At 68.0% G+C, this 15,555-nt stretch carries 17 protein-coding genes; 12 read left to right on the top strand and 5 right to left on the bottom strand.

The window, feature by feature from the left end; translation table 11 throughout:
- Positions 1-153: 153 nt before the first annotated feature.
- The 4 genes from AAF430_20530 to AAF430_20515 all read left to right on the top strand — a co-directional run bounded on the left by AAF430_20530 (position 154) and on the right by AAF430_20515 (position 3,313).
- Entirely contained in the window at positions 154-498 is a 345-nt protein-coding gene (locus AAF430_20530) for a hypothetical protein (protein MEM7412629.1), read from the top strand.
- A 10-nt stretch (positions 499-508) separates the two neighbouring features.
- Positions 509-1,222 (top strand): C39 family peptidase, encoded by a 714-nt coding sequence (locus AAF430_20525; protein ID MEM7412628.1) that lies wholly within the window; start codon positions 509-511, stop codon positions 1,220-1,222.
- Positions 1,223-1,224: 2 nt separating this feature from the next.
- A complete protein-coding gene (locus AAF430_20520) occupies positions 1,225-1,818 on the top strand; it encodes a hypothetical protein (protein MEM7412627.1) in 594 nt (197 codons plus the stop codon).
- A 169-nt stretch (positions 1,819-1,987) separates the two neighbouring features.
- Positions 1,988-3,313: a transporter gene (locus AAF430_20515; protein MEM7412626.1), complete on the top strand. Its 1,326-nt coding sequence runs from the start codon at positions 1,988-1,990 to the stop codon at positions 3,311-3,313.
- A gap of 43 nt (positions 3,314-3,356) precedes the next feature.
- Here AAF430_20515 and AAF430_20510 read toward each other — a convergent pair whose 3' ends face one another.
- The 3 genes from AAF430_20510 to rpsN all read right to left on the bottom strand — a co-directional run bounded on the left by AAF430_20510 (position 3,357) and on the right by rpsN (position 4,779).
- Positions 3,357-3,872, bottom strand: coding sequence for a hypothetical protein (locus tag AAF430_20510; GenBank protein ID MEM7412625.1), 516 nt, complete (start codon positions 3,870-3,872; stop codon positions 3,357-3,359).
- Between the two features lie 344 nt (positions 3,873-4,216).
- Positions 4,217-4,459, bottom strand: a complete 243-nt coding sequence (locus AAF430_20505; protein MEM7412624.1) for a type B 50S ribosomal protein L31 — start codon at positions 4,457-4,459, stop codon at positions 4,217-4,219.
- Between the two features lie 14 nt (positions 4,460-4,473).
- A complete protein-coding gene (gene rpsN, locus AAF430_20500) occupies positions 4,474-4,779 on the bottom strand; it encodes a 30S ribosomal protein S14 (protein MEM7412623.1) in 306 nt (101 codons plus the stop codon).
- Positions 4,780-4,974: 195 nt separating this feature from the next.
- On the opposite strand from rpsN, the gene valS reads away from it, so the two are divergent.
- Positions 4,975-7,635, top strand: a complete 2,661-nt coding sequence (gene valS / locus AAF430_20495; GenBank protein MEM7412622.1) for a valine--tRNA ligase — start codon at positions 4,975-4,977, stop codon at positions 7,633-7,635.
- A 6-nt stretch (positions 7,636-7,641) separates the two neighbouring features.
- Here valS and AAF430_20490 read toward each other — a convergent pair whose 3' ends face one another.
- Positions 7,642-8,499: an acyl-CoA thioesterase domain-containing protein gene (locus AAF430_20490; protein MEM7412621.1), complete on the bottom strand. Its 858-nt coding sequence runs from the start codon at positions 8,497-8,499 to the stop codon at positions 7,642-7,644.
- A 71-nt stretch (positions 8,500-8,570) separates the two neighbouring features.
- Positions 8,571-9,140 (bottom strand): hypothetical protein, encoded by a 570-nt coding sequence (locus AAF430_20485; GenBank protein ID MEM7412620.1) that lies wholly within the window; start codon positions 9,138-9,140, stop codon positions 8,571-8,573.
- 77 nt (positions 9,141-9,217) lie between these two features.
- On the opposite strand from AAF430_20485, the gene AAF430_20480 reads away from it, so the two are divergent.
- From AAF430_20480 to AAF430_20450, 7 genes are all read left to right on the top strand, one after another.
- Positions 9,218-11,173 carry a pyrroloquinoline quinone-dependent dehydrogenase gene (locus AAF430_20480; protein MEM7412619.1) on the top strand — a complete coding sequence of 652 codons (1,956 nt, stop codon included), beginning with the start codon at positions 9,218-9,220 and terminating at the stop codon, positions 11,171-11,173.
- A 51-nt stretch (positions 11,174-11,224) separates the two neighbouring features.
- On the top strand, positions 11,225-11,707 hold the full coding sequence (locus tag AAF430_20475) for a hypothetical protein (GenBank protein ID MEM7412618.1): 483 nt from the start codon (positions 11,225-11,227) through the stop codon (positions 11,705-11,707).
- Between the two features lie 16 nt (positions 11,708-11,723).
- Positions 11,724-12,293: a GNAT family N-acetyltransferase gene (locus tag AAF430_20470; GenBank protein MEM7412617.1), complete on the top strand. Its 570-nt coding sequence runs from the start codon at positions 11,724-11,726 to the stop codon at positions 12,291-12,293.
- Positions 12,290-12,691 carry an MAPEG family protein gene (locus tag AAF430_20465; protein ID MEM7412616.1) on the top strand — a complete coding sequence of 134 codons (402 nt, stop codon included), beginning with the start codon at positions 12,290-12,292 and terminating at the stop codon, positions 12,689-12,691. The genes AAF430_20470 and AAF430_20465 overlap by 4 nt, the downstream gene beginning before the upstream one ends.
- Before the next feature lie 73 nt (positions 12,692-12,764).
- Complete coding sequence (locus AAF430_20460) at positions 12,765-13,514, top strand: DUF72 domain-containing protein (protein ID MEM7412615.1); 750 nt, start codon at positions 12,765-12,767, stop codon at positions 13,512-13,514.
- Positions 13,515-13,519: 5 nt separating this feature from the next.
- Positions 13,520-14,941 (top strand): M20/M25/M40 family metallo-hydrolase, encoded by a 1,422-nt coding sequence (locus AAF430_20455; GenBank protein ID MEM7412614.1) that lies wholly within the window; start codon positions 13,520-13,522, stop codon positions 14,939-14,941.
- Between the two features lie 19 nt (positions 14,942-14,960).
- Entirely contained in the window at positions 14,961-15,548 is a 588-nt protein-coding gene (locus AAF430_20450) for an N-acetyltransferase (protein ID MEM7412613.1), read from the top strand.
- Positions 15,549-15,555 lie beyond the last annotated feature (7 nt).

The raw sequence follows: 15,555 nt of genomic DNA, 5'->3' as shown, positions 1-15,555 counted from the left end.
CCCGCTCTCCCCTCTCGGGGGCGTTTGATCTGTCCCCATGTATGAGGTTGAGCTTCGTGTGCGCTTATTATATTGTTTTATCAACCTTTTTTTTTGTGGGCGTGTTGTTCCCGGCCCGGCCCCTCTTCCCTTGTTTCTCGTCGAGAGGACGACATGCAAGCGTTCCGACTTTCCCTTCTCGCGCTCGTGATCGCGGCCGGCCTGAACGCGCCGGCTTTCGCGGATCCGGTCGCGTCCGACCTCTTCGGAGGCGCTTCCTTTGCCGAGCCGCTCGGGGACGACGAGCTGTCGTCCTACGCCGGCATGGCGGACATCGACACCGAGTCGAACCTCGAGTCCGATGTCAGCGAGAACGTCGTGGGAGACCACGTCACCACGGGTGACGTCTCCTTCGAGAACTCGTTCAACGCCAATCACGGCATCCATTCCTCGATGGTCAACTCGGGCAACAACGTGTCCATGCAGAGCTCGATGACCGTCAACGTCTACCTCGACTGAGGAGACTTCCGTGTCCCCGATCGTTCCCCGCGCCACGTTGCTGGGCGCCGCCGTCATCGCGGTAGGCCTGGCGCTGGCCCTCACCGCGCCCGCCGGCGCAGGAGAGGCGCGCGCGGACATGTCCGGGGGGCAGTATCGGGTGGGCGTAATGAGCCTGGCCGAGCTGCGCTTCCAGTCGGTCGTGAAGCAGCAGTACGATTTCAGCTGCGGATCGGCGGCGGTCGCCACCCTGCTCACCCATCACTACGGCATCGAGACGCCCGAGTCGGCGGTCTTCGACGCGATGTGGGCGGTGGGCAACCAGGACCGCATTCGCGAGGTGGGTTTCTCGCTGCTCGACATGCGGAACTACCTGGCGACGCGAGAGCTGCGGGCGGACGGCTTCCGCCTCACGATGGAGAAGCTCGAGAAGCTGAAGGTCCCGGCGATCGCCCTGATCGACACCCGCGGCTACAAGCACTTCGTGGTGGTGATCGGGGTCGAGCGCGGGCGGGTGCTGGTCGCTGACCCGGCCGAGGGCATGCGCGCGATGCGGAAGCACGAGTTCGAGGAAGCGTGGAACGGCGTGCTCTTCGTGATTCGCAACAGCTCCCAGGTGGCGCGCGCGAGCTTCAACCAGGCAGAAGACTGGAACATCACCCCGGCGGCGCCCCTCGGCACCGCCCTGTCCCCCCAGAGCCTCGGAAGCCTTACGATCGGCTTCCCGGGTCGAGGGGAGTTCTAGCCATGCGCAGGGTCGCTCTCTGCGCGCTGATCCTGCTGCTGGCGCCCCTCGCGTCGGTCGCCGAAGAAGATCTGCTCGCAGAGCTCGATGCGGGGGCTCTCGAAGCCGTCTCCGACGAAGAGCTCGACAGCATGCGCGGCGGCGTGCTGCTGCACATCGACGGGCTCGAGATCCGGATGGCGCTGGGAATCCAGACGTCGGTCGACAACCAAGTACTGCTTCGCACCGAGCTGGGCGTCGAGGACCTCCAGCACGCCGATCAGTTCGGCACCGGAGCGCCGAGCACGGCCGCGGTCACGGCCATCTCCGAGGTGCCGGGCGCGCTCCCGACCCCGGTCGAGTCGACGCCGTTCACCGGACGCGAGACGGTGCTGCGCACGGCCGGGAGCCTCGAGGGCACCCAGGTGCATCACGTCGTCGGCCGCCACGACCTGCAGGCCGTCGTCTTCAACCGCCTCGACGGCGTCTCGATCCAGACGCTCGGCGAGATGCAGATCGAGATCGGAAATTTCCAGCAGCACCAGAACACGGTGAACATGAACCGCGCTGGATCCGCCCTCTCGAACCGGATGCAAGACACCGCCACTTTCCGGTGACGGTTCGCGCCCCAGGCGCAACTCATCCCCCGATCCGCGGGAAACGCGGAGCTTTGCCGCTTCAAGTCCGGCACTGGCAGCGTCGATAGACGCAGAGATCGGTCGGTTTCGCATGACCGATTCGAAGCCCTTCTTGCGGCTTCGGCCGGGTGTCTGAGAGGGGGAACCGATGGCAGCGAGAACAGCTGCAGCGATGGGCGTATTCGTCGCCGTGTCGTTGGTCTTCGTGGTCGCGCAGGCGGAAGAGGCCGGCGAGATCGCGGCGACGGAGACCGTCTCCGCCGCGGAGGCCGCACCCGCGGAGGACGCGTCAGCATCCGACGCCGACGCCGACGCCGACGCCGCCGCCGAGAAGGCGGTGGAGGAGCCGGCGAAGCCTTCGGCCGAGGCGTCCGCAAAGACGCAGGATCCCAAGCCGGCCGCACCGGAGCGAGAGAAGGTCGGCCAGCGGCCGCAGCAGCCGCCTCCGCGCCCGACAGTGACGACCCTGACGGAAGTGGGTGGCGTATTGACGCCGCGGGGAACCCTTCGCTTCGAGCCCAGCGTCGAGTTCACTCACACCTCGATCTCACGCTTCAACGTGAACGGCTTCGAAGTGGCCGACAGCTCCGTCCTCATCGGCAACTTCGAGGCGTTCCGGGCGGATCGCGACAGCCTGATCCAGTCGCTCACCACGCGCTACGGAATCACCAATCGCTTCGAGGTGGATCTACGGGTTCCGGTCGTGTGGCGCAAGGAGCGCGTGTCGAACACGATTCCGGACGGGATGTCGTCCACTTTCTCGGACAGCATCCGTGCCTACGATCTCGGTGACATCGAGTTCGGGGCGCACTACCAGATCAACAGCGGACTCGATGGGATGCCCTACTTCATTGGGAACCTGCGGGTAAAGAGCAATAGCGGGGTCGGGCCCTTCGAGGTGGACCGAAGCACGACCGGCCTGGAGGAGGAGCTCCCCACCGGCTCGGGCTTCTGGGGCATCAACCCGAGCCTCACGATCATCTCTCGCCAGGATCCGGCCGTCGTGTTCGCGAACATCGGGTACGTCCTGAACCTCGAGCGCGACGTCGACGAGGTCCTGAGCCAGATGCCGGGGGCCATGACGCTGCAGACGCGTCGGGTGGGCAATGTGAATCCCGGAGATGCGATCACGGCGAGCGTCGGAATGGGCCTGGCCGTCAATCAGGATTTCTCGTTCAACATCGGCTTCGGATACACGTTCATCCGTCCGACCGATACCGAGCTGATCACCGAGACGATCAGCACCGGCGCGGGGCCGACGACGCGCACGGTCACGACACTGAACCAGACGTCGTCGGACTTCCAGGCCGGTTCGGTGCTCTTCGGCTTCGGCTACCGCTTCAGCCAGAATCTGGCGACGAGTGTCGACATCGCAATCGGCGCGACGGAAGACGCGCCGGACTTCCGCGTCAACCTGCGGGTGCCCTACACGATACCGATCGGCTCGCTGGGGTCGCTGTTCTCGAGCGACTAGCCCAAGCCGCTAGCGCGGCTCGGAAAGCGATGGAGGCACCCCGCTAGGCGCGGCGTCGCTTCGTGGCCCAACGTGCGAGCAGCAGGCCCACCCCGGCGATCAGCGCGCCCGAAGGCTCGGGTACCGGGTCCGACATAGAGCCGCCGCCGCCCATGCCGCCCTCGTCGCCGTCTTCCGGGTCAGCGGCGTCGTCGTAGCCGTTGTCCGCGACGTCCTCGCCGGCCTCGTCCTCCATGCCTTCCATCCCGTCCATGGAGTCACCGTCGCCCGGCGTCTCGCTGCCGTCTCCGTCGCCCGGCGGGTTGCCGTTGTCGGCCGTGTCGGTGCCGTCGCCATCGCTGGGCGGGTTGTCGCCCATCATCGGCGGCGGATCGTCGTCGGCCGGCGGGGGCGGGACCTCGTCGGGCGGGGTCATCGGCGTCTCGTCGTCGGTATTCGCCGAACCACCCGCGACGTCGTCGAGCGTCTCGGTGAACGAGCTGGTCGAGGACGAAGCATCGCAACCCACGACGACGCCGAGGAACAGGGCCAGAACCAAGAGCTTGGGCCAGCGCGCCATCGGAACCTCCAGAGCAACAGCAAGAGCGAAACAGCAGGAGCATCCGCGCCGTGGCGAATCGGGCCTGGATTGGAGAACTGCGGGGGATCCGAGGGCCCGGTTCCGCGCTGCGGGGCGCAGATGGACTTCGTTGGTGAGTGGTCCCGGGTGCTTCGGAGGTCGCTCTTTTTTCAGGGAATTTTCCCGTCCGAGTCGATTGCGGCGCGCCCGGATCCCCTCGGGGAGGAGGGTGGGAATCCCTCTCTCACGTGGGCACGCAACTCGCCCTCCAACGCCTGCGATCGGCGAAGGGAAGGGGTGTCGGAGGCCCCGGGGAAGCCGCGCTTCCTGGGAGGGGAGGCGCTCTACTTCTTGCCGTAGCGGCGTCGGAAGCGGTCGATCTTCCCGTCGGCGTCGAGCTCGCGCATGGTGCCCGTCCAGAACGGGTGGCTGTGCGAGGAGATCTCGAGCTTGATGACGGGCAGCTCCTGGCCGTCGACTTCCTTGGTCTCGCTCGAGGTCATGGTGGAGCGGCTCACCCATTCGTGTCCCGTCGCCGTGTCGACGAACAGGACGGGGTGGTAATCCGGGTGGATGTCTTCTTTCACGGCGGGGCCTCTGGCTACCAGCTCGACTTCCGCACACCGGGAAGCTGGCCCTTGAGGGCGAGCTCGCGCAGCGCGATGCGGGAGATGGCGAACTTCCGGTAGTAGCCCTTGGAGCGTCCAGAGACCTCGCAGCGGCGGTTCAGGCGCGTGGGGCAGGAGTTCCGCGGCAGCTTGGCGAATTTCTGCTGCACCTCGATCTTCTCCTCGATCGAGACCTCGGGGTCGTTCAGCTTCTTGCGAAGCTCGGCACGCTTCTCGGCGTACTTGTCGATCAGCTGCTTGCGGTGCTTGTCCCGCAGCACCTGAGACTTCTTGGCCATCGATCGCTCCTGAAACGCCGGGGGTTGTGGCGCAAAGGGTCTGGAGAGCGCGGAAATCTACCGGTGCGTCGCCCCTCTGGCAAGCGCTCCCCGTGGGGATCGGTGCGATTCCGCGTCGCCCCGAGAGCGCGGCGCCTGCGGGGGTGCCGTATGTTCTCGGCCCTTTCGGACCCCTCCCGCTGACCAGGTTTCACGATGAGCGACCAACCCCGTCACCGCGCGATCGACCCCGGCCGACTCCCGAAGCACTTCGATGCTCCGGAAGCCGAGCAGCGATGGCACGCGGCCTGGCAGGACCGCCGCGTCTATCACTACGACCCGAGCCGAGCGCGCGACGAGACCTTCGTCATCGACACACCGCCGCCCACGGCGTCGGGTTCGCTCCACCCCGGTCACGTCTTCTCGTACACCCACACGGATCTGCTCGCCCGCTATCAGCGGATGCAGGGGCGCAACGTCTTCTATCCGATGGGCTGGGACGACAACGGCCTGCCGACCGAACGCCGGGTGCAGAACTACTACCACGTACGCTGCGACCCGACGGCGGCCTACGAGGCCGACCTCACCCTCGAGGAGGCCAGCGCGAAGGTTCGCAAGAAGCCGCCGCGTCAGCTGTCGCGTCCGAACTTCATCGAGGCCTGCGAGCACGTCACCCGCGAGGACGAGAAGTCCTTCAAGTATCTCTTCGAGCGCCTGGGCCTCTCGATCGATTGGCGTCACGAGTATCAGACGATCGACGACCACTCGCGCCGCATCGCCCAGCACTCGTTCCTGGATCTGCACGCGAAGGGCTACACCGAGAGCCGCTACGCCCCGACGATGTGGGACGTCGACTTCCAGTGCGCGGTCGCACAGGCCGAGCTCGAGGACCGCGAGCGCCCGGGCGCCTACCACGACCTCGAGTTCGCGGTCGAGGGGGGCGGTGCCTTCGTGATCTCGACGACGCGCCCCGAGCTGTTGCCGGCCTGCGTGGGCGTGACCGCCCACCCCGACGACGCCCGCTTCAAGCCGCTCTTCGGCAAGCGCGCGATCACGCCGCTGTTCCGGGTGCCGGTGCCGATCTTCCCGAGCGAGAAGGCCGACCCCGAGAAGGGCACGGGCATCCTGATGGTCTGCACCTTCGGCGACGCGACCGACGTCGAGTGGTGGCGTGAAAACGACCTCGCCCTGCGCCAGATCGTGCAACGCAACGGCCGGCTGGCTCCCGTTACCTTTGGTGAGGAGGGGTACGAGAGCGAGGATCCGGAGGGGGCGAACCGCTTCTACGCCGAGCTCGCCGGCAAGAACATCGTCCAGGCCCAGAAGGCGATCGTCGAGATGCTGGGCGACCCGAGCGGGAGCGCCACCGGCAGCGGCGCGCCGCTCCAGCGCGATCCGAAGCCGATCGAACACGCGGTGAAGTTCTTCGAGAAGGGCGACCGCCCCCTCGAGTTCGTGCCCACGCGGCAGTGGTTCGTGCGTCTGCTCGACTACCGCGAAGGCCTGCTCGAAAAGGGCGCCGCCGTGCAGTGGCACCCGGATCACATGCACAAGCGCTACGAGGACTGGACGCAGAATCTGAACCAGGACTGGTGCATCAGCCGCCAGCGCTACTTCGGCGTGCCGATCCCGGTGTGGTACCCGCTCGACGCCCAGGGTGAGCGCGACTACGCGAACCCGCTGCTACCGAAGGCCGACGAGCTCCCGATCGATCCGACCACCGACGCGCCCGCCGGCTACGACGAAGCCCAGCGCGAACAGCCGGGCGGCTTCTCGGCGGAGACCGACATCTTCGACACCTGGTTCACCAGCTCGATGTCGCCGCAGATCAGCTCGCACTGGGCGACGGATGCCCAGCGGCACGCGGCGCTCTTCCCGGCCGATCTGCGACCCCAGGGTCAGGACATCATCCGCACCTGGGCGTTCTACACGATCGCGAAGGCGCTGCTCCACGAAGACTCGGTGCCCTGGCATCACGCGACGATCTCGGGGTTCATTACCGACCCGGACCGCAAGAAGATGTCGAAGAGCAAGGGCAACGTCGTGACGCCGTTGCCGCTGCTCGACCAGTACACGGCCGATGGCGTGCGGTATTGGGCGGCGAGCGCCCGGCTCGGCGTGGATACGGCCCTCGACGAGAAGGTCTTCAAGGTCGGCAAGCGCCTGGTCACGAAGCTCTTCAACGCCGGCAAGTTCGTGCTCTCCCAGGAAGCGGAGGCGCACCCCGTCTCGCACGAGCTCGACCGCGCCTTCCTCGCGAAGCTCCGCGATCTCGTGGAACGCGCGACCGCGGACTTCGAGTCGTTCCAACATGCTCCCGTCCTGCAGGAAGTCGAGTCCTTCTTCTGGTCGCACTTCACCGATGCCTTCATCGAGCTCGCGAAGCTGCGGGCGCGTGCCGAGGATCCGGCGGACGCGGCGATTCGGGGCTCCGCCGTGACGGCGCTGCGACTCGGCCTCGACGTGCTGCTGCGTTTGCTCGCGCCTTTCCTGCCCTTCATCACCGAAGAAGTCTGGTCCTGGGCCTTTGCCGAGGAGAAGGGCCAGCCGAGCATCCACGCCGCGCCGTGGCCGTCGGCCGCCGACTTCGCGGGCGTTCCCGCGCCCGCCGCCGCCGAGAGCTTCGATGTGGCCGTCGCCGGTTGGAGTGCGATCAACAAGGCGAAGTCGGACGCGTCGGTTTCGATGGGGCGGGACGTCCTGCAGATGACCCTCGCCGCCAATGCGAAGACCCTGGCGCTGCTCGAGCCGGTACTCGGCGACGTGCTTGCCGCGGCGCGCTGCCAGAGCCCCACGATCGCCACCGACGACGCCCTGGAAGACGGCGTCTACGAGATTCGCGACGCGGTCTTCGCGGAGAAGCCGGAGAAGAAGTAGCCCCGGTCAGTCGGGCCGCTTCTCGCGGATCAGGGCTTCTTGGGCCACCGACGCGATGCGTTGCCCGTCCGCATCGTAGAGACCACCGAAGATCAGCCCACGCGCCGCGTGGTCGGCCGGGCTCTCCGCCGCGTAGAGCAGCCACCGCTCGTCGAGACGAACGGGGCGATGGATCCAGATCGCGTGGTCGAGGCTCGCCGCCATGCGTCTCCCCCACGGCAGGCCGTGGGCGCGTGCGGCCGTGGAGAGGAGAGTGCGGTCGGTGAGATAGGTGAGCACCGCCGTGTGGATGGTCGGGTCGTCGGGCAGGTTGCCGCGCACGCGGATCCAGTTGCGCTGCTTCGGTTCGTAGCGCTTCTTCGCGTCCTCGAAGTCGTAGGGGTCGCCGAGCCGCACTTCGACGGCGCTCTCGCGGTCGGGGGAGGGGAGTCCGAGCGTTCGGGCCCGCAGTTCGTCCCAGTCCTCGAGTTCTTCGGGCGGAGGCGCCGGCGGCGGCGCGTCCTGATGGGAGATTCCCGGTTCCGGCCGGGCGAAGCTCGCCGCCAGGTTGAAGATCGCCTCGCCACCCTGATGGGCCACCACGTTGCGGGTCGTGAACGAGCGACCATCGCGAATCCGATCGACGACGAAGCGCAGGGGCAGGTCGTGGCGACCGGGGCGCAGGAAGTAGGCGTGCAAGGAGTGGAGGGGGCGCTCGGTGCCGTCGAGGGTGCGGTAGGCCGCGATCACCGACTGGGCCGCGACCATGCCGCCGAAGAGCCGACCTTCACCCGGGCCCGGATCGCCCAGGTAGAGGTCGCGATCGAGGGCGTCCAGGTCGAGGCAGCGCAACAGGATGTCGAGGGCGGAGGGTTCTCCGCTCACTCGGAGCACCCGTTGGATCGGAGCGCGATCGGCGTCGCCGCGCTCGGTTCGGGGGCAGACACGGCTTCGCCCTAGTCTTCGACGCCGAACGCCGCGCCGAGGTCGTCCATCACCGCCCACTCCTCGGGCGACACGTTCGGCGAGGCGTCGAGCAGGCCGCCCGCGGCGGCCGCGACGGCGTGGGCGCGACCGATCACCTTCGCGCGCAGGTTGGCGCGCTCCTGGGGGTTCAAGGTCTCGGCGACGGCTTTGAGGAACTCCCGCCACAACAGCACGAGATCCGGGGTCGGTCGTTCCTGGGTCCAGAGCTCGAGCAGCCGATGGCTCGCGCTCTCCGAACCGATGCCGCAGCTGGCAGCGCCGTCGAGGATCGCGCTGCGTTCCCGAGAGTCCATCACCCCGTCGGCCCAGGCCGTCTCGATCAGCGGGATCAGGGTGAGCGCGGCCAGCGTCTCCGGGCGAATCCCGAGCTCGGCGAGCCGCGCGAGCAACGGCTCGTCGTCGATGCCGGTGGCGCGCGCCAGGGCCCCAGCTGCCTCGGCCTCGTCGGCGGCGAGGGCGTCGCGGAACCCCTGGGCATCCTGTTTGAAGAAGGCGTCGTCGAGTTGTCGACCCCGGTCGGAGAGCTGGTTGGAGGACATGGGGACGCAGGATACCCGACCCGCGCGCGCCGTCGCCGTTTGCGGCGAGGCGTCCGCACCCCGAGAATCGCCGCATCATGCGCCCCAGCCTCTTCGCGATTCTGACCCTCACCCTTGCCTGCAGTCCGGCAGTGGACGTCCCGTTAGGTGGCCCCGTCGACGGATGGGCCGTGTACGGGCGCAGCTCCGGCGGCGAGCGGCACTCCCTGCTGACCCAGATCCATCCCGGCAACGTCCACGGGCTCGAACCGGCCTGGACCTACCACCACGGGGATCTGGACGACGGATCCAGTGGGCTGGGTGTGCGCGCCGGCTTCCAGGCGACTCCGATTCTGGTCGACGACCAGCTCGTCTTCTGTACGCCCCGCAACCGCGTCATTGCGCTCGATGCCGAGACGGGCACCGAGCGCTGGAACTACGACCCGGAGGTGAACACCGACGGGCTCTACCTGCTCAACTGCCGCGGTGTCTCGGTCTGGGAGGATCCCGACCCGAGCGCAACGAGCTGCCAGACGCGCGTTCTCACCGGCACCCTCGACGCGCGCTTGATCGCGTTGGACGCCGCGACGGGGACGCCCTGTGAAGGGTTCGGCGAAGGCGGCACCGTCGACCTTCGCGAAGGGATCGGCGACACGCGACCGGGCGAGTACGGCGTCACGTCTCCGCCCGTGGTGATCGGCGATCGCGTCGTAACGGGCGCGATGGTGCTCGACAACCGACGCGTCGATGCGCCGGGGGGCGTGGTGCGCGCCTGGGACGTGCGCACGGGCGAGCGCGTCTGGGCCTGGGATCCCGTGCCCGCTGGAGCCCCGCTGCGTCAGGCGGAGAACGGGGTCCGCTATCGCCGGGGTACGACGAACGCCTGGACCGCCTTGTCGACCGACCCGGAACTCGGACTCGTGTACGTGCCTACGGGCAACACCTCGCCCGATTACTACGGCGGACAGCGCGAGGGACTCGACCATTTCTCGAGCTCGTTGGTGGCCCTGGACGCGAGCGACGGCAGCGTGCGCTGGCACTTCCGCACGGTGCACCACGACATCTGGGATTACGACGTGCCGTCTCAGCCCGTGTTCGTGGACTTCCCCACGCCGCAGGGGGCGGTGCCCGGATTGATCCAGGCGACGAAGATGGGCCACGTCTTCTTCCTGGACCGCCGCAGCGGTGAGCCGCTCCACCCCGTCGAAGAGCGCCCCGTGCCCCAGGATCCCGCACCCGGCGAGACGCTGTCCGCGACCCAGCCGTATCCGGTCCGCCCGCCGTCGTTGCACCCGGCGACGCTCACGCCCGACGATGCCTTCGGGTTCACCCCCTGGGATCGCGGCCGCTGTCGCGACGCGATCGCCGAGGCCCGCTCCGAGGGAGTCTTCACACCTCCGTCGCTCCAGGGAACGATTCAGTACCCGGGCATGATGGGTGGGGCGAACTGGGGCAGCGGCAGCGTCGATCCCGACCGCGGCTTGTTCCTGATCAACACGAGTCGGGTGGCCACGTACATTCGTCTGGTCCCGCGCGACGAGTTCGACGCCGAGTTCCCCGACGGTCCGCCTGCCTTCGGTTTCGAGCCTCAGGCCGGGACGCCCTACGCCCTCGAGCGGGTTCCGTTGCTGTCGCCCTTCGGTGCGCCGTGCAATCCGCCGCCGTGGGGCACGTTGACGGCGATCGACATCGAGAGTGGAGAGATTCGCTGGGACGTGCCGCTCGGAACGACGCGCGATCTCGCGCCCTTCCCGATCTGGTGGTTCGCGCCGGAAGGCGTGCCCAATCTAGGCGGACCGATCACGACGGCGAGCGGCCTCTTGTTCATCGGCGCGACGACGGACCACTACTTCCGCGCCTTCGACACGACGACGGGTGAAGAACTCTGGCGCGCACGTCTCCCGACGAGCGCTCAATCGACGCCGATGACCTATCGACTGCGCGAAGACGGGCGTCAGTTCGTGGTCATCGCTGCCGGTGGGCACGCCATGATGCCCAGCAAACCCGGGGACGCACTGATCGCGTTCGCGCTTCCCGAGCGTGACCCGCGCTGAGCCCGGAAATCCCTGGCCGCAAGGGGGCGACGTGTGCTTGGATGACCTTCCATGGAAACCGTGGCCTTGCGCAAGTGGGCGATCGATACCGAGCCCGATCTGACGCGCGAGGCGTACGCGTTGATCGACTGCGGCGGCGCGGAATCCTGCGGCTGCGAGGCCTGCTTCAATTTCGCCACCAGTCGCCACCTCGTCTACAGCTCGGAGGTGCTCGAGTTCCTCGACTGGCTGGGCATCGATCCTCAGCTCGAAGCCTACGCTCAGTACGACGAGCCACTGAGCATGGACCAGCACTGCTACACCGTGAGCTTCTACCTGGTCGGCCGCATCGCCCAGGGGCCCTCGACGCCCGTGGCGCGACGCCGCGACGGGGATCGCTCTTCGCTGGAGCGAGCGGCCGACGTCCTGGTGGGCTTCTCCGCGGATGCGTCGGACGCGCCGGAGGCGTTCCACGGCCTGCCCTGCGTCCGCCTCGAGGTTCGCGTGGTCGCACCGTGGGTCTCGAACGGGCCCGAGCCGGGCGTTTCTCACTAGGCCGCGCGTCGGCCCCATGTCCAGCGCCGAGCTTCACACCGACCGTCTGCGGCTGCGGCAGTTCCGCGAGAGCGACCTCGACGCCTACGCACGCATCCTGGGCGACGCGGAAACGATGCGCTTCATCGGGAACGGTCGACCCTTGAACCGCGAAGAGGCCTGGCGTTCGCTCGGCTACGTGCTCGGCCACTGGCAGATCCGCGGTTTCGGCCTGTGGGCGGTCGAGGAGCGATCGAGCGGAGCGCTCCTGGGCCGGATCGGCTTGTACCAGCCAGAAGGATGGCCGGGCCTCGAAGTGGGCTGGATGGTGGATCGCGAACGCTGGGGAGAGGGCTTCGCCACGGAAGGCGCACGGGCTTCCCTCGCGGACGCGTTCGCCACCCAGCGCGTCGCACGGGTCATCAGCGTGATCCTGCCCGACAATGTCGCCTCGATTCGCGTTGCGGAGAAGGTTGGCGAGTCGTTCCATGAGCGGCGTCAGCTGCAGGGGCACGATGTCGCCGTGTATGCCATCGATCGCGCCCGTTGGGAAGCGCAGATCTCGACGAACGACGACGACGGCGCCCATGACCGGAGGAGCCAATGACCACCGAACTCCAGATGTTGACCTACGCGGCGGTGTTGATGATCGTGCAGTCGCTGAGCGTGCTCATCGCGCACATCTCGGTGGCCGGGCTGCGCTACGGCTTCGGGAATCGCGATGAAGACGTCGCCCTGCCGGGCTGGGGAGAGCGGGTGGTGCGCGCGCACCGCAACATGCTCGAGAACCTGATTCCGTTCACGGCGCTCGTGCTCGCGGCTCACCTGGCCGGCGTCTCGAACGACGAAACGGCTCGAGGCGCAACGTTCTTCTTCTGGGGCCGCGTCGCCCATGCGCTGATCTACGTCGCGGGCGTCCCCTATCTGCGCACGGTGGCTTTCATCGTTGCGATCGGCGGGATGTTCGAGATCGCGGGGGCTCTGATCCGCGCCGCGGCTGCGTAGCCGGGAGGCTGGAGGGCTGTGGCATACTGCGCCTCTCCCCCTTTTCCTACCCCCCCGAAGCGTGGATTCGCCGATGAACCTCCGGATCGGCACGAGTGGCTTTGCGTACAAGGAGTGGAAGGGCTCCTTCTACCCCGAGAAGATCCGTCCGGCCGAGATGCTCTCCTTCTACGCGGAGCAGCTGCCCGCGGTCGAGATCAACAACACCTTCTACCGCATGCCGAAACGCGAGGTGGTCGAAGGCTGGGCCGCGCAGGTGCCCGACGACTTCCGGTTCGCGATCAAGGCCAGCCGCCGGATCACCCACCAGAAGCGGATCCAGGACGCCGGGGAAGAGCTCGACTACCTGCTCTCGGTGCTCGAGCCGCTCGGTGACCGCCTGGGCACGCTGCTCTTTCAGCTGCCTCCGTACCTGCGCTGTGACGTCGGGAGGCTCGAAGCGTTCCTCGACCAGCTCGACGGGCGTGCGCCGGCAGCCCTCGAGTTTCGCCACGCGAGCTGGCAGGAGGACGCGGTGGCCCGCTGCCTGCGCGAACGCGGCGTGGCGTGGGTCGTGACGGAGACCGAGGAGGAACAGACGCCGCTCTGTGACGTGGCCGAGTTCGGCTACCTCCGGCTGCGTCGCACCGACTACGACGAGGCGAGCCTGCGCGACTGGTGGCACCGACTGCGACCCCAGCGCTGGTCCGAGCTCTTCGTGTTCTTCAAGCACGAGGACGACGGGACGGGGCCCGCCTGGGCGGAGGAGTTCCTGGCGATCGCCGGCCACGCGCGGGCGCGCTCGGTGCGCACCGCTGCGGACGTCACCGAGGAGGCGGTCTGAGCGCGATGGTCCGCCGTCTGCTCCCGGTGACCGCTGCGCTGGCCGGCAGCGCTGCGCTCCTGGCTTGCGCGACCCCCGGCATCGAGTCGCCGCCCCCGCTCGACTGGGAGGTGATCGAGGCCGAGGCCGCTTCACGGCTCTCCGAGTATCTGCGCATCGATACGACGAACCCGCCCGGGAACGAAGTGTCGGCCGTACCGTTTCTGCGGGGCTTGTTCGAGGACACCGCCATCGAAGTCGAGGAATTCGCGTCGGCCCCGGGTCGGGCGAGCCTGGTGGCGCGCTTGCGCGGCAGTGGAGCCGGCGGAGCGATCCTCCTGATGCATCACATCGATGTCGTCGCGGCCGACGCGCGCTACTGGGAGCGCGATCCCTTCGGCGGAGAGATCGTGGACGGACAGATCTGGGGCCGCGGCGCCCTCGACACGAAGGGCCTGGGCATCACCCACGCGCTGGCGATGCGCACGCTCGCGGAGCAGCGGGTTCCACTGAACCGCGACATCGTGCTCCTGGCCGTGGCGGACGAGGAGGCCGGGGGCGCGGCCGGGGCCGGCTACATGGTCGAGTCCCACTTCGACGCGTTCCGCGGCGCGGCCTTCATGCTCAACGAAGGCGGAGCGATCCAGGCGGACGCGGACGGACGAGCCCTCGCGTACGCGGTCGAGGCGGCCCAGAAGGTTCCGCTTTGGCTGCGGCTGCGCGTTCGCGGGACGCCCGGACACGGGTCGATGCCGCGTCCCGACGCGGCGCCGACCCGCCTGGTGCGCGCACTCTCACGAATTGCCGCGTACGAGACGCCGCTGCGCGTCCTGCCCAGGGTCCAGCGCTTCCACGCGGACATGGCCCACCTTGCTCCCCCCGACCAGCGGTCGATCTGGGCGGACCTCGCTGCCGCCCTCGAAGACCCGGATCTCGAGGCGCGCTTCACGAGCGACGTCCGGCAGAACGCGATGATCCGCAACACGATCTCGATCACGCGCTTCGCGGCGTCCCCGAAGACGAACGTGATCCCGCCCGAAGCCACCGCCGAACTCGACGTGCGTCTGCTCCCGGACCAGGACCCCGACGCCTTCGTCGCGACGCTGCGCGAGGTCGTCGCCGATCCGGCAGTCGAGATCGAGCGACTCCTCTCCTTTCCACCTGCAGCATCCCCTGTCGACCATCCCTTCTTCGACGCGCTCCGGAGGCTCGCTGCGCGCTACGACCCGGAAGCGATCGTCACCCCGACGATGGCGGTCGGATTCACGGACTGTCACTTCTTCCGCGAGCGGGGCATTCCCTGCTACGGCTTCGCGCCCTTCCGGATCACTCCCCAGGATCGCGATGGCATCCACGGCAACAACGAACGTCTGAGCGTCGAAGAACTGGGCCGGGGCACGAAGATGACCTATGAGCTCCTGCGGGAGCTGGCGACCGACGCGCCCTGAACCGCTCGAGGTGAACCCGATGGCGACCGCTCCCGTGATCGATGTGGCGAAGCCGGACCAGAGCAACGCGGTCTACGGCACCCTCGCCGCCGCTTTCGTGGCGGATCCGGTGTTTCGCTGGATCTTCCCGCGCGCTCAGGACTACTTCACCCACTTCGCGGCGCTGATGGAGACCTTCGGCGGGTTGGCCTTCGAGCACGGGACGGCCTTTCGGGCCGCAGACGACGCGGGAGCCGCTCTCTGGTTGCCGGCGGGAGTGCACGCCAGTGACGAAGAGCTCGCGGCGAATTGGTTGTCGAGAATGGCGCCCGACCAGATCGAGCGCGTGGGCGCACTGATGGGTTCGGTGGGCGACTACCACCCGTCTGGTGATCACTGGTATCTGCCGACGATCGGCGTCGATCCCGCGCATCAGGGCCGGGGAGTCGGCAGCGCGCTGCTCCGCAGCACGCTCGAGCGTTGCGATGCCCTCGGGCTGCCCGCGCACCTCGAGTCGTCGAACCGCGCGAACCTCCCCCTCTATCAGCGCTTCGGCTTCGAGATCGTCGGTGAGCTGCAGGCAGGCGACTCACCGCCGCTCTGGCCCATGACCCGGCCCGCGCAGTAGCTCCGTT

The sequence above is a fragment of the Myxococcota bacterium genome (assembly GCA_039030075.1).
Taxonomy (GTDB): Bacteria; Myxococcota_A; UBA9160; order UBA9160; family SMWR01; genus JAHEJV01.
Note: the sequence above shows the minus strand (reverse complement) of the source record. Positions and strands in the feature narration are given on the sequence as shown.

Bases quoted from the DNA above. Each gene is read 5' to 3' on its own strand.
- AAF430_20455 (MEM7412614.1), top strand. From the start codon at position 13,520: ATGGTCCGCCGTCTGCTCCCGGTGACCGCTGCGCTGGCCGGCAGCGCT.
- AAF430_20460 (MEM7412615.1), top strand. From the start codon at position 12,765: ATGAACCTCCGGATCGGCACGAGTGGCTTTGCGTACAAGGAGTGGAAG.
- AAF430_20470 (MEM7412617.1), top strand. From the start codon at position 11,724: ATGTCCAGCGCCGAGCTTCACACCGACCGTCTGCGGCTGCGGCAGTTC.
- AAF430_20515 (MEM7412626.1), top strand. From the start codon at position 1,988: ATGGCAGCGAGAACAGCTGCAGCGATGGGCGTATTCGTCGCCGTGTCG.
- AAF430_20475 (MEM7412618.1), top strand. From the start codon at position 11,225: ATGGAAACCGTGGCCTTGCGCAAGTGGGCGATCGATACCGAGCCCGAT.
- valS (MEM7412622.1), top strand. From the start codon at position 4,975: ATGAGCGACCAACCCCGTCACCGCGCGATCGACCCCGGCCGACTCCCG.
- AAF430_20450 (MEM7412613.1), top strand. From the start codon at position 14,961: ATGGCGACCGCTCCCGTGATCGATGTGGCGAAGCCGGACCAGAGCAAC.
- AAF430_20480 (MEM7412619.1), top strand. From the start codon at position 9,218: ATGCGCCCCAGCCTCTTCGCGATTCTGACCCTCACCCTTGCCTGCAGT.
- AAF430_20485 (MEM7412620.1), bottom strand. From the start codon at position 9,140: ATGTCCTCCAACCAGCTCTCCGACCGGGGTCGACAACTCGACGACGCC.
- rpsN (MEM7412623.1), bottom strand. From the start codon at position 4,779: ATGGCCAAGAAGTCTCAGGTGCTGCGGGACAAGCACCGCAAGCAGCTG.
- AAF430_20465 (MEM7412616.1), top strand. From the start codon at position 12,290: ATGACCACCGAACTCCAGATGTTGACCTACGCGGCGGTGTTGATGATC.
- AAF430_20510 (MEM7412625.1), bottom strand. From the start codon at position 3,872: ATGGCGCGCTGGCCCAAGCTCTTGGTTCTGGCCCTGTTCCTCGGCGTC.
- AAF430_20520 (MEM7412627.1), top strand. From the start codon at position 1,225: ATGCGCAGGGTCGCTCTCTGCGCGCTGATCCTGCTGCTGGCGCCCCTC.
- AAF430_20530 (MEM7412629.1), top strand. From the start codon at position 154: ATGCAAGCGTTCCGACTTTCCCTTCTCGCGCTCGTGATCGCGGCCGGC.